Source organism: Psychrobacter sp. APC 3279 (assembly GCF_030407795.1).
Classification (GTDB): Bacteria; Pseudomonadota; Gammaproteobacteria; order Pseudomonadales; family Moraxellaceae; genus Psychrobacter.
The window spans coordinates 100,399-114,108 of record NZ_JASDCR010000006.1 but is presented as its reverse complement, the minus strand read 5'-3'; the positions used below and the strand labels follow the sequence as shown (position 1 = coordinate 114,108).

The following is a 13,710-nucleotide window of genomic DNA, read 5'->3' as shown; positions in this document are numbered from 1 at the left end:
TATAGATAATTGGTTCAAGCATACAAATAGGATAGTGCTATCGTAAAGGATATTGCGCCAATTAAAAAGACGTATGTCAGAATATACGACATCTCGTGACGTGCTTAAAATAAGCGCTTATAAGGGTCTGTTATAATGTGGTGATTCATAGCTTTTATAGATTAAGTTAAGTATAGTAAATCTAATATTTGTTTTTTATATGGTTAATAAATGTCTTAAGGTTGAATTCTTTTTATTTAAGAGATCTTATCTATTATTAGTCCAAAAACAGTAGGTTCAAAATAGTTCTAATGCAAAATTAATAACTGAAAGTATGACAGTTAATAGATTAAATAAGGCGGCTGATTTGCCTATTTAGATAGCATTAACCATATATTGACACGGACAAGTCGCTACTGAATTATCTTACAATAAGGAATTTCTGTTATGTCATTTGACCTTTTATCTAAAATTTCAGCCTCTACCATACTAAAAAACGAAAGTAAGCACCTAGGGAAAAACGCTACTAGAAATGTGCTGTTGATTACTGCTGTAGCCAGTCTAGGATTGACAGCTTGTAGCACTTCACAAATGAGCAAAACGCTACCAGCCGAGACAAGCAGCACAGTCAATCAAGATGCAGCAGTGGTGTCAGAGTCTATCATGGCGTCACCCAGTGTTAGGCCATCAGTTATAAGCCAACAGATGATGATACGTTCTGCGGCACAGACAGGTATCGTACGCCCATCACCGAGCATCATAGTCACGCCAGAGGCAAAAGACAACTATCAAAAAAACGCAGCCAATCCTGTACATCGAACTACGGATATGGCGGTATCCACTTTGTCTATCGATACCGATACGGGCAGTTACGCCAATGTGCGCCGCTATCTAAACGAAGGTCAACTACCACCTGTTAATGCGGTACGGGTAGAGGAATTGATTAATTATTTTAACTATCAATTTGATGATGGCAAACGCTTAGGTAGTGCCCCGTTTGTTATATCAACTGAGGTAGTGGACTCACCTTGGGATAGAGCAGATCAGGATAATAAAATCGTCAAAGTTGGTATCAAAGCCGTTGATAGTAGCTGGTCGCAAAAAACGGATAAGCAATCTATGCCACCTGCCAATCTCGTATTTTTAGTAGATGTGTCAGGGTCTATGTCGTCACGCGATAAGCTGCCACTGGCACAGTCTTCGCTTAAGCTGTTGACGGAGCAAATGCGTGTCCAAGACAGCATTAGTATCGTGACCTACTCAGGTAGTACTAGTGTGGCATTGCCTGCGACCAATGGTGACCAAAAAGCAAAAATATTGGCTGCAATCGAGGGATTAAATGCCTCAGGCTCAACCAATGGGGAAGATGCTCTGAAATTGGCCTACAGACAAGCTGAGCAGGGACTGAAAAATAACGGTATCAATCGAATCATGATGCTGACGGATGGCGATTTTAACGTTGGTATTAGTGATGTCGATGATATGCTTGATTTGGTCAAAGCCAATCGCGATCGCAGTATCTCTTTGTCTACCGTTGGCTTTGGTCGCGGTAATCTGAATGATCACATGATGGAACAGATGGCGGACAACGGCAATGGAAATTACAGCTATATTGACAGCTTAACTGAAGCAAAAAAAGTCTTTGGGGATGAGTTAGCTGCGACATTTAACACCGTCGCTAAAGACGTAAAAGTCCAAGTTGAGTTTAATCCTGATGTGGTGAGTGAGTGGCGCTTGATTGGTTATGAAAATCGCGTACTGGCTGAAGAAGATTTCAATAATGACAAAATTGATGCAGGTGAGCTTGGGGCAGGTAAGGCAGTGATAGCTTTGTTTGAAGTGACACCAAAAGGTCAAAAAGGGTTATATAGCGATCGTCGATATGCTGACAGCAATGCCACTATTAGTTCGAATAATAAAAAGAACTCTAATGAGCTTGGCTATCTAAAAATTCGTTATAAAGCACCGACAGGTGATAGCTCCAAACTGATTAGCCAACCGATTAATAAAGCTAGCCACGCTTTAAACAAAGCCAGTATCGATACTCAGTTTGCGATGGCAGTAGCAGGATTCGGTCAACGCTTGACTCAAAGCGATTATATTAATGACTGGCAGTACAGTGATAGCACTAAACTTGCAAAAAGTAGTATCGCAGATAGACCAAGTAGTGATACTGATGGTACGCGTCGCAATTTTGTGACGTTGACTGAGCTGGCGAGTGCGCTAAAAAATAGCCGATAGTGAACAGATATCGTGTCGGGATGGTCATTAGGGAGCAAAAGTCAAGGGTCATATTTTCTAATGGTATGACTGGTATTTTTATACTAAAATATTGATATATATAGGGAAATTTAGCGTCAAGCCTATTTGAGAACTGGTGTAGCAATCTTTTGTATTGAGTACTATGTATAAAGTGTGTATGTTAATGAACAAAGGGCTATTTACCGCTATATTGTTCGCTCAGCACTATACAAATATGTCGCAGCCTTGCTTTTTATCATAACGATAGGCAAGACTCTGACGTTTTGTATATTTATCACACTGTGATTGGCGTGGGTTGACGGTAATGTATTATTACTAGGAGAGAAAAGATTATGGAAAATCAAGGAAACTTAACCCGTCGTGACGATAAAGTTTGGCTAAAAACGTATGAAAAGCTTGGCATGACTTATGATATCGATATGCCAGCTGATAACACTTCGCTTATTGATATCTTTGAGCAAAGTTTTGCTAAATATGGCAGTAAGACCGCTTATGTCTGTATGGGCGCTAGTATTACTTTTAAAGAAGTTGATGAGCAAAGCAAGCAAGTCGCTGTTTATTTGCAGTCGCTTGGCTTGACCAAAGGCGATAAAGTCGCAGTCATGATGCCAAACATTTTGCAACTGCCAGTATCTGTCATTGGTGTCTTGCGTGCAGGTTTGACCCTGGTCAACGTCAACCCTTTATACACCACCAAAGAGCTTGAGCATCAACTTACAGATTCTGATGCCAAAGCACTAATCATGGTCGAAAACTTCGCTAAAACTTATCAAGATATCGGCCGTGATGTGGTTGATAATGTCGTCATCACTGGTATGGGCGACATGATGGGTACGCTCAAAGGCTTTATGGTCAATACTGTCGTACGCCATGTCAAAAAGATGGTACCTGATTATAGTATCGCTAAAAGCATCAGCTTTAAGAACATGCTGAAAAAAAGTCCTGCGCGTAAATACAAGCGTCCTAATGACATTATGCTCAATGATGTTGCTGTCCTACAATACACAGGTGGTACAACAGGCGTGGCTAAAGGCGCGATGCTCACGCACAAAAACCTCATTGCCAACTTAGTACAGAGCAACACCTTCTTAGGTAGTGCTTTTGATGAGTTCGATGCCAAAGGCGAGCAGGCTGTTATTCTGACCGCCCTGCCGCTATACCATATTTTCTCGTTTACCGTTTGCGGTATGTTTGGGATCTATCGTGGCTGCGTCTGCTTACTAGTGCCAAACCCTCGCGACCTTGATAGCTTAATGAAAGCATATAAAGGCAATCCACCCGCCTTCTTCCCAGCGGTCAACACCTTGTTCAATGCACTGGCTAACAACGAAGAGTTTAAAGCCATGGATCATAGCAAGTTGCAGATGTCGATGGGCGGCGGTATGGCAGTTGTGAGCGCTACCGCTGAGAAATGGCGCGAAATCACGGGCAACATTATCCTACAAGGTTATGGCTTGTCTGAGACGTCACCCGTGGCTACTGCCAATCCGCTGAGCAGCACAGAGTTTAGTGGCACCATCGGCGTTCCCATGCCAGGTACTGAAATTGCTATCATCGATGAAGAAGGCAATGAAGTCGAGATCGGCGCGCGCGGTGAGATTGGGGTTCGTGGTCCACAGGTGATGAAAGGTTACTGGCAGCGCGAAGATGCGACCAATGAAGTGATGACGCCAGATGGTTATTTTTTAACTGGTGATATCGGTATTATGGACGAAGACGGCTATGTCACTATTGTTGATCGCAAAAAGAACATGATCTTGGTTTCAGGCTTTAATGTCTATCCAAACGAAGTCGAAGAAGTCATGTCTGGTCATCCAAAAATCTTGGAGTGCGGCGTTATCGGTATCGAAGATGAAAAGAGCGGCGAGATACCAAAGATTTTTGTTGTCCGTAACGATACAAGCTTGACCAAGCAAGAAGTATTGGATTATGCGGTAGAGAATCTCACAGGCTATAAACGTCCGCGCCATGTTGAGTTTATCGATGAGTTGCCAAAATCAAACGTCGGCAAAATCTTACATAAAGACTTACGCGTACTCGAAGAAAAAAACCACGGTTAATTTGCTGATACACGCACCTAGAGAGTTGTTTGATAGATGTGTGTATTAACCAAAGACACATGTGAAAGTGTCGCTCGATTAGATACTGTAGTAACCAAAAATGATAAGGCTGCAACCATGCTGTCTTATCATTTTTTTGTCTTTATCGCTTTTTTTTGTCTTTATCGCTTTTGACATTTGCGGATGACAGCTACTATTAATAGAGAATATCTATTAAAACTGCTATAGTGCCCATCGACGTATTTTTGTTTTTATCCAAAAAATCGTACTGGTTTTGCTCAAGGTAACAGGCAAAATCATGGTAGTAAATATCGTTTTCGACTTGGTCGTGCTGAGTGGTAGTATTATTTATCATAGACCCAGTAACACACTTTAATTTGCAAAGCTTATGAATGACAAACCCGATCATACTTATCTATTTCTTATTCATAAGCTTCTGCTGTCAGCGATAATCATAAAAAATGGTGTTTCCATTAGCATATTCAATGTTTTTAACAGTAACATTTAGGGAAAATTATGACGGATAATATTAATAAAAAAACGACAGATAATAGCGCTGCAACTGATGATAAAGCCAATACTACCAACGACGTTTATCAAAGCAATGCGTTTCCTACTATGCCGACCATCGACAGTGATAGTCCGTGGCTGAGCGCTTATGAGCGCTATAGCATCGATGCTACTATCGAGATGCCAGAAGACAATACCTCTTTACTTAATGTGTTCGAGCGTAATTTTAGCCGTTATGGCCAAAAACCTGCCTATATCTGTATGGGCTCATCGATTACTTTTAAGCAATTAGATCTATATAGCCGCCAGATTGCTAGCTATTTGCAGTCAATAGGACTGGTCGCAGGCGATAAAGTTGGGGTCATGATGCCCAACGTCTTGCAATATCCAGTGGTCGCTTTGGGTATCATTCGAGCAGGGATGGTGTTGGTCAATGTAAATCCTCTATACACCAGTCGTGAACTGTCACATCAGTTGCATGACAGTGGTGCTAAAGCGCTATTTATCGTTGAAAACTTTGCCAAAACGTATCAAGAGGCCGAAGACAAAGGTCAGGTAGAGCATGTAGTCGTGTGTACCATTGGTGATATGTTAGGTACGATTAAAGGAGCTGTGGTTAATCTTGTGGCTCGTCATGTCAAAAAGATGATTCCTGCTTATAGCATACCGAATAGTGTGAGCTTCAAGCATGCCTTAAATGCTGAGTCAGCAAGCAAATACCAACGCCCTGAGTTGAACTTAAGCGATGTGGCGCTACTGCAATATACTGGTGGTACGACAGGAGTAGCGAAAGGCGCGATGCTGTCTCACGGTAATCTAGTCGCCAACATGTTACAGGTCAGTGCGCTGATGAACAGTGCATTTGATGATGATATAGATGGTAGAGATGTGATTTTGACTGCACTGCCGCTATATCACGTATTCTCATTTATGGTCTGCGGTATGTGTAGTATGTATCAAGGTTATGCCTCGCTACTCATTCCGAATCCGCGCGATCTTGATGGGCTCATCAAAGAGATGGCCAAGTACAAGCCAGCGTTTATCCCTGCTGTAAACACCTTGTTTAATGGCTTAGTACACAAAGATAACTTTGCTGACTTGGACTTTTCTAACCTAAAAGCGTCTATCGGCGGCGGTATGTCAGTATTGCCTAGCGTAGCCAAAGAGTGGCATAAAATCACTGGCCTGCCTATCGTTGAAGGTTATGGCTTGTCTGAGACCTCACCTGTAGTGGCTTTCAATCCAATGACTATTGCGGAATTTACCGGAAAAATCGGTATTCCTGCGCCTAGCACCGATATCGTACTCATTGATGATGACGAAAATATAGTAGCCATGGGTGATCGCGGTGAAATCTGCGTAAAAGGCCCACAGGTTATGATTGGTTATCAGAATCGTCCGAAAGAAACTGCTGAATCATTTACAGCTAGTGGCTACTTAAAAACGGGCGATATCGGCATCATGGACGAAAAAGGCTTTATCAAAATTGTCGATCGCAAAAAAGACATGATTTTGGTGTCTGGTTTTAACGTCTATCCAAACGAAATTGAAGAGGCGATGAGTGAGCATCCAGCAGTCGTAGAATGCGGTGCTATTGGTGTTCCGAACGATGATCGCGGCGAAGAACCAAAACTGTTTGTGGTCAAAAAAGGCAACGTGACTGAAAAAGAGCTACTAGAATATGGCAAAAAACAACTGACTGGCTATAAGCGCCCACGTCATATACAGTTCGTTGACGAATTACCAAAGTCGAACGTTGGCAAAATCCTACGTAAGGAATTGCGTAAGATGGAAGGGTTAGAATAGTTTATATCTGACATTCTGATGATAACGGTGGCGTAATGGCAGGAGCGAATCTTGCTATTGCGCCGTTGTCACGTTAGGATATCTTAAGATTTTAGTCGACTACATACCTATCAATGTGTTTACTAACGACTGATAGGTATTTTTATGACACTGCTTTTATAACATTGTACTAGGAATTTTTATGCGTATTGACAATCGTGAGCTTGACCAACTTCGCTCGATCAGCTTTGAGCGCCATTATACGAAGCATGCTGAAGGGTCAGTACTGGTAAGTTTTGGCGATACCAAAGTACTATGTACTGCCAGTGTAGAATCTGGTGTACCGCGCTGGCTCAAGGGTAAAGGCAAAGGTTGGATCACAGCTGAGTATGGTATGTTGCCACGTGCGACCAACACGCGCAATCAGCGTGAAGCGGCTCGCGGCAAGCAGTCAGGTCGTACGCAAGAGATTCAGCGTTTGATCGGTCGTAGCTTACGTGCCATGATTGATCTGAGTAAACTTGGTGAAAACACCATCTATCTTGATTGCGATGTGTTGCAAGCGGATGGTGGTACTCGTACGGCTAGTATCACTGGTGCTGCAATTGCGCTTATCGATGCGCTAGAGAGTATCCAAAAAGCCAAGAAACTCAAAGCAGATCCGCTAATCGGACTGGTTGCTGCGGTTTCTGTTGGTATGAAAGATGGCGAAGCGTATCTTGATCTGAACTACGAAGAAGACTCTAGCTGCGATACCGATTTGAACGTTGTGATGACCCAAAAAGGCGAGTACATTGAGCTACAAGGTACTGCTGAAGAAAAGCCGTTCACTCGTGAACAAGCAGATGCTATGCTGTCGTTAGCTGAAAAAGGCATTGCTGAATTGATTAAAATGCAACAGACGGCGCTTGGTTGGTAGACTAGCGTTTAAATACAACACACTGTCTTTGTTTTTAGTGTCAATAACTGCCTGTTAGCTTCTAATAGGCAGTTTTTTAATAGAAAATATTCGTACATTACGTAATAGGTAACAACACATGCTAAAGCTGACTGATGATGGCGCCAAAATCACCTTACAAGGGCAATCAAATGCTGCTGATAATGGCATGTTTTGGTTTGGTTCGGCATTATTGGTAGGGGCTGTCGCAGTCGCCATGGCGATGAGCCTATTGCCTGAGCGTCTAGCCATCGGTGCGCTTGCACTGCTTATCATTGGTAGCTTTATTTTCAATAAAAAGCGCCAACAGCATAAAAAGGCTATGAGCGGTATGATTAGTAGCGGTACATTGTGGGTAAGGGCTGGCGAGTTGGTCCATGACAACCTAGGTAAGCGTGAGCATATTCATTTAACGGATGGCGATAAAATAACGTTGATTGGCGAGCAATTACAGATTGTCGATAGCAGTGACGTTCGCAAATATCATATTACTGGTTTCGAGAGTGCTCAAGAAGCAAAAGCTGCGAAAGCTATCTTAGAAGGGCAAGCGCTAACGAAACGTCATGTAAATATAAAAATGAAGAGTAATTAATATCTTTTCTTAATTTCATACTTTACCAAAGCATAGCTATTATCTTCGTATTATCTAAACTTCTAACTTAAGTGTCATTTTAAATTTCACTCGACGTGCCTCTCCAATATTGTTATCCATCAGTATATTTATACCGTCTATCACCTATCGCAGGCGAATAGTGCTTGCAGATTTGTGCGCAAATGGTTTATAAGTAGGATTATAAAATTTACCCTTCTTATTATTGATACTGTCATTGAGATTTAGTTGACAAGGAGTTAGTCATGTCGCGTTTGTCTATACCGTCAGTCGCCGCGTCGTGCGGCTTATTATTATTTACCTGCGGCATGGTAGGACAAGCCCATGCAGATAGTATGAGCATGCTTATTGCTCAAAAATCTATTCAACCAACGACGAATACGTCCTATCGTTATCCTGAGGTACAGCGTTCAGCACCTATAGTCTTACCAGCGTTTTTATCAGGCAACTATGACAATGTCGATAGCGAGTATCTACCGCTATTGAGCAATGCCGAGACGCAGAGTAGTATGGCAGCACGTGAGGTGGTCAGTACCGCCCGCAAAATGGCACTTAACGAGCGCACAATTATTCAAGGTGGCTGCTGGGACTATCTAAATGCTGTATTCAATCGGGCAGGGGTATCGCGTAATACCATACACAAAGGCACTTATGCGCAAGGGCCCTATGCTAGTAGCAGTGAGATTGAAGCAGGCGATTGGCTCTATTATATCAATCATGGTTACAATGGCGTCGAGCATAGTGGACTGTTTGTCGGTTGGGTCGATGAAAGTGCCAAGCAAGCTTTGATACTGAGCTATGCTGGCGAAAATCGCCGTGAACCAGCTCGTTATCGCGTTTATGACCTAAGCAATGTTTATCAAATTATGCGCCCTAGTGTTTAGTGTTTGATATTTCCAGTTTGACAACATGTTCTATAAGTGAATAAAAAAGCGTCCGCAACTCATTGAAGTTACGGACGCTTTTATTTTGCATGTTTAATTGGTTTTTCTGAACCTAAAACGGTTTTACCACAACTAGAATCACAATAATCACTAAGGCAAAGACAGGCACTTCATTAAACCAGCGCCAGAATTTATGCGTTTTATAATGTGGATTATCAATTAGCTTTTTACGATAAAAGCCGCAAGCGCCATGATAGCCTGACAGCAGCACTACTAATAGCAATTTGACGTGTAGCCAGCCTTGGGTTTTATAGACATCCCAGCCCAGTCCTAACATCCATAGACCAAAAATCCATGTAGCTATCATCGATGGGGTCATGATACCGCGATATAGCTTGCGCTCCATAATGGCAAAGCGCTCATGGCTGATGCTATCGTCACTCATCGCATGATAGACAAACAGGCGCGGCAAATAGAATATCGCCGCAAACCAGCAGACCATCGAGATAATGTGCGCCGCTTTAATCCAGTTAAAATAATCTGCCATCATAGTTTCTCTTGCTTAACTTGTATTTTTTAGCTTTGGCTTAATCTGCCAATACAACTTGTGTTTGATGACCATTCATCGCATCCATAACAGGCAGTACTTTAGGCGCTCTTGGTGCGGCAAACTGTTTGGTTAGGCCAAGCTCACGCATGAGTCTATCGTCGCCTGATTGACTTGCATTACCAGTGGTAAGAAGCTTGTCACCATAAAAGAATGAGTTAGCACCTGCCATAAATGCCAACGCTTGCTCAGAATCAGATAGACTTTCGCGACCAGCAGATAGGCGCACGTAGCTAGTCGGGCAGCAAATACGAGCGACCGCAATAGTACGAATCCACTCAAGTACAGACAGCTGACCTTCGGCTAATACTTTGTCACCAATTGGTGTACCTGCAATAGGCACCAGTAAGTTGACTGGAATTGATTCAGGCGCTTTTGGCATTTTTAGCAGCTCAAGTACCCAGTCGATGCGGTCATCACGGCTTTCGCCCATACCAACGATATTACCACTACAGACATTAATGCCAGAGTTACGCACGTTTTCTATCGTGTCTAAACGCTCATCATAGCTGCGCGTGCTAACGACTTGTTCATAGTAACTGCGCGAAGTATCTAGGTTATGGTTGTAGTAATCTAACCCTGCATCGGCCAACTGTGTTGCTTGATTGGTATCAAGCATACCCAGTGTCATACAAGTTTCAAGTCCCAATGCTTTTACTTCTTTAATCAGCTCAACCACATAGGGCATGTCTTTGGCACTTGGATGTTTCCACGCGGCACCCATGCAGAAGCGTGATGAGCCACTGTTTTTGGCACGTTTGGCCGCTGCGATGACTTTATCAACTTCTATGCGTTTTTCTGCTTGTAGTTTGGTGGTGTCGCGATGATGACCTGACTGTGAGCAGTAGCCGCAATCTTCAGGGCAGTTGCCCGTTTTGATAGAGAGTAGCGTGCTAATTTGTACTTCATTGGCAGTGAAATGCTTTCTATGAATAGTCTGTGCTTGTAATAACAAGTCCATTAGAGGTAAATCAAACAGTTGCGCGATTTCTTCACGGCTATATGTCGTAGCTACTTTACTATCAGTTTGAGTCGCGTCTGTGGCTAGATTGGCCAAAAAATCACTGTTGGTCGTATCTGGCTGAGTGGCTACATCAGTTGGCTGGGTGACGTCAGGTTCGGAAATGCTAAGCAATCCTGCCATAAGGTAAGTCCTTTTATAAGAATGAGAGGGTATTAAATAAAACCAATGTTTTTATCTATTGTCATTTATAAGGTAACAAAAAAGGTTGCCGTATAGTATACCGCAACCTTTTTAGAAAATCAGAACACTGCTAGACAGTATGTATAATTGTCACAGTAGCGCACATAAATAGTAACTATACGTTTGGCTATTTAGTTCTATATCATCCATTCTACCAATGACTACCGCTCAGTGCACCATTCTTTTTATTTACCAAGTTTGTGCTTAGCAATACCAACCCAATGCTCAGCAAATTTCTGTGCTTTATAAGCGTAAGGTTTGGCTTTTTGGATATATGGTTTGCACTCTTCTGGGATAGCTGGAACGATATGCTTAGCAAGTTTGTTGAACCACATCATTAAGCTATAGTCGCCTTCGATGCTCAAGTTACCTTCTTGTACAGCAGTCATAAAAGCAGGCAAGCTACCTTTGGTTAGCAGTCTAACGCCAGTCATAGAGTCTTTGAAAGTGATGGTCAAATCGGCTTCTTTTGCATGGCCGCTTTGTTGACTGAACTGTCCATTATCAAAGCTAAAAGAACGGGCGATATCAGACTCAGTACTAGCAAACTCAATTGTAACTTGGCGATCAGCGAATAACGCTTTTACATCTTCGTTATCGCTATCAGCTAACATAGACAAACGATAGCCAACGACAGCCAATAAAGCATCTAATGGATCAGATTTGATATCTAATACAGGAACAGTAAACATAGCAGAACTCCTAAAGAAATGAGGCATAAAAATAAAGCGTACTTTATACCAGTTTTTATGACAAATATATAACTGGATTATAAACTATCACAGGGTGTCAACTCTTTAGGAGTTAAGTAGAGAGCGTTAAGTATCTTGTAACATTCAATGTCACTGACGTAAGTAAGGTATTGATATAGACAAGCAGAGGTATAAATAGGACGGTTTTAACGGAAACGTGGCTGATAGTTATCATCGTAGACAGGAGTGTGTTCGATATAGCGTGCGGCTTCTAGCTCACGTTGCTGACTAACTGTCTGACTCACGTCATCATAGCGCAATGCCCGATACAATACCCAAGCTGCCAACGGTAACCAACTGATGCCCATAGCGATGATATAGCGATGCCAGGATGATAGCTCCATCAACATAGGGCGATTGGCTAATATATTTTGAATCAACTCAACGGTAAACCAGTAAGCCATACCGCCAAACAGATATAGCAGTAGCCAACGATATGACGACAAGGCGAGCACCACTACTAAACTGACTAGCAGCCCATAACCCAGCCATGCTGCGCCGCTCCATGCCTCTACACCGATAAAAGAAAATATAGTCATTAACATCATTCATCTCGCTATTCATAAGGTGAATTCCAATGAGACTATTATGAGAGGTTATTGAGTAAAGCTGAAGAGGGTGCAGGCGACTTTGCGACAACCGTTGACGTTTGGTTTTTTGGCTTGTTTTGCGATATTTGATTGCTAGATGTTGGGCTAAGCGCCGTGAGGAATGGCGCTTATTTTGAGGAATATAGAAATGGTTTTGCTAGTTTAGAACGACGTCTGTTAGCTAGCAGACCGAGCCAAACTAGCAAACAGGATTGACAGTTTGCTAAATACTTAGCCTCGATTGGTACGGTTACCCCACCAAGATAACAGCGAAACTAGAATAGCACCGAGTAGCATAAGTCCTACTGTCGTTGACCACTGTGCGCCAGTAGGGTATTGCCACGGCATGACATTATGAACAGCTTCAGTATTTAGTGAGCCTAGCGCATCTACTTTCCATGGCCAAACTTTTATTAGAGAGCCTGCGATAAAGCCTGTAAGTAATGCTAAGGTAGCTTGGTAATAATGTGATAGTAGCCACTTGAGTGCGCGCGTGAATAGCAATAGCCCAGTCGCCATACCCGCAATGACTGTGAAAATGGCACTCAGATTCATCGTATCGACCGCTTCTAATACTGCATCGTAAGCGCCTAGCAATAGCAAAATAAACGACCCTGATATCCCTGGTAGGATCATGGCACAAATAGCAATTGCCCCTGCAAAAAACAGATACGGTAAGCTAGGCGTGGTCGTAAGCAACGGCATACTACTGATGACTATGGCGGCAATAAGCCCAGTCGCGAACAGTGCGACACGTCCTATATTCCAGCGCTTAATTTCACTAAGTAAGATAAATACCGTTGCGACGACCAATCCAAAAAAGAACGACCAAATAAACAATGGTTGGTTGTCCAATAAATGCTTAATGATACCGGCTAAGGTTGCAAAGCTAGTGGCAATACCCAGTAGCAAACACAATAGAAACGTCGCGTCTACTTGTCGCCAAATCGCCGCGAATCCTTTGATGCCACCTTCTTGTCGAAATATCGTCCAAAGATTGGGGCCGATACTGCCAAGTGCGTTAATCAAGCGCTCGTAAATCCCTGCAATCAGCGCAATAGTGCCGCCAGAGACGCCAGGCACAATATCAGCTGCTCCCATGGCCATACCTCTGACATAGATACCTACCAGCTGTTTTGGGCTATCGGTACGTACAGGTACTGTATCTTGCTTTAGTGGCGTTGGCGTTGGCGTTGGCGTTGGCGCTGACGGCTGAGTTGGCCGCGAAGATTGTGATGCCGTCATGAGCATTCCTCTATCATTTAAAAATAAGTGTTATCTAAAAATAAGTAGCATCTAAAAGTAAGTATTAGCTAAAAACAGGCGTTAGCTAAACATCAGTGTGCATAGCAGATTTTATTAATTATCATCACGTACTAAGGCATGTCTTCCATTCATTTGATAGTCATTTGACTGAACTAAAAATGGATAAACCTTGTCAGACATCGTCAAATAGCTAGTTAATATACCGATACTATCTACGCTACTTTTCTTGTTTAAACCACGCCTTAGAGCATAAAAGCCAGATTA

Annotated in this window: 11 protein-coding genes; 6 read left to right on the top strand and 5 right to left on the bottom strand. The window is 42.6% G+C overall.

Features of this window, described 5'->3' with window-relative positions:
• The first annotated feature begins 426 nt into the window (after positions 1-426).
• From QL898_RS04555 to QL898_RS04530, 6 genes are all read left to right on the top strand, one after another.
• Positions 427-2,220, top strand: a complete 1,794-nt coding sequence (locus QL898_RS04555; RefSeq protein WP_290175953.1) for a von Willebrand factor type A domain-containing protein — start codon at positions 427-429, stop codon at positions 2,218-2,220.
• Between the two features lie 353 nt (positions 2,221-2,573).
• Complete coding sequence (locus tag QL898_RS04550) at positions 2,574-4,301, top strand: AMP-binding protein (RefSeq protein ID WP_160023498.1); 1,728 nt, start codon at positions 2,574-2,576, stop codon at positions 4,299-4,301.
• Positions 4,302-4,817: 516 nt separating this feature from the next.
• Complete coding sequence (locus tag QL898_RS04545) at positions 4,818-6,617, top strand: AMP-binding protein (protein WP_290175952.1); 1,800 nt, start codon at positions 4,818-4,820, stop codon at positions 6,615-6,617.
• A gap of 181 nt (positions 6,618-6,798) precedes the next feature.
• Positions 6,799-7,515 carry a ribonuclease PH gene (rph, locus tag QL898_RS04540; RefSeq protein ID WP_101206066.1) on the top strand — a complete coding sequence of 239 codons (717 nt, stop codon included), beginning with the start codon at positions 6,799-6,801 and terminating at the stop codon, positions 7,513-7,515.
• A gap of 118 nt (positions 7,516-7,633) precedes the next feature.
• Positions 7,634-8,125 (top strand): hypothetical protein, encoded by a 492-nt coding sequence (locus QL898_RS04535; protein ID WP_101206065.1) that lies wholly within the window; start codon positions 7,634-7,636, stop codon positions 8,123-8,125.
• Between the two features lie 263 nt (positions 8,126-8,388).
• Positions 8,389-9,027: a hypothetical protein gene (locus QL898_RS04530; protein ID WP_290175951.1), complete on the top strand. Its 639-nt coding sequence runs from the start codon at positions 8,389-8,391 to the stop codon at positions 9,025-9,027.
• A gap of 112 nt (positions 9,028-9,139) precedes the next feature.
• Here QL898_RS04530 and hemJ read toward each other — a convergent pair whose 3' ends face one another.
• The 5 genes from hemJ to QL898_RS04505 form a co-directional block, all read right to left on the bottom strand.
• On the bottom strand, positions 9,140-9,574 hold the full coding sequence (gene hemJ / locus QL898_RS04525) for a protoporphyrinogen oxidase HemJ (RefSeq protein ID WP_057762639.1): 435 nt from the start codon (positions 9,572-9,574) through the stop codon (positions 9,140-9,142).
• A 40-nt stretch (positions 9,575-9,614) separates the two neighbouring features.
• Entirely contained in the window at positions 9,615-10,778 is a 1,164-nt protein-coding gene (bioB, locus tag QL898_RS04520) for a biotin synthase BioB (RefSeq protein WP_290175950.1), read from the bottom strand.
• Between the two features lie 245 nt (positions 10,779-11,023).
• The gene (locus QL898_RS04515) at positions 11,024-11,530 is read right to left on the bottom strand and encodes an SCP2 sterol-binding domain-containing protein (protein WP_102090478.1); all 507 of its coding nucleotides are present in this window, start codon (positions 11,528-11,530) and stop codon (positions 11,024-11,026) included.
• Between the two features lie 206 nt (positions 11,531-11,736).
• On the bottom strand, positions 11,737-12,129 hold the full coding sequence (aciT, locus tag QL898_RS04510; RefSeq protein ID WP_290175949.1) for an AciT family ciprofloxacin tolerance protein: 393 nt from the start codon (positions 12,127-12,129) through the stop codon (positions 11,737-11,739).
• A 282-nt stretch (positions 12,130-12,411) separates the two neighbouring features.
• The gene (locus QL898_RS04505; RefSeq protein WP_290175948.1) at positions 12,412-13,425 is read right to left on the bottom strand and encodes a DUF368 domain-containing protein; all 1,014 of its coding nucleotides are present in this window, start codon (positions 13,423-13,425) and stop codon (positions 12,412-12,414) included.
• Positions 13,426-13,710 lie beyond the last annotated feature (285 nt).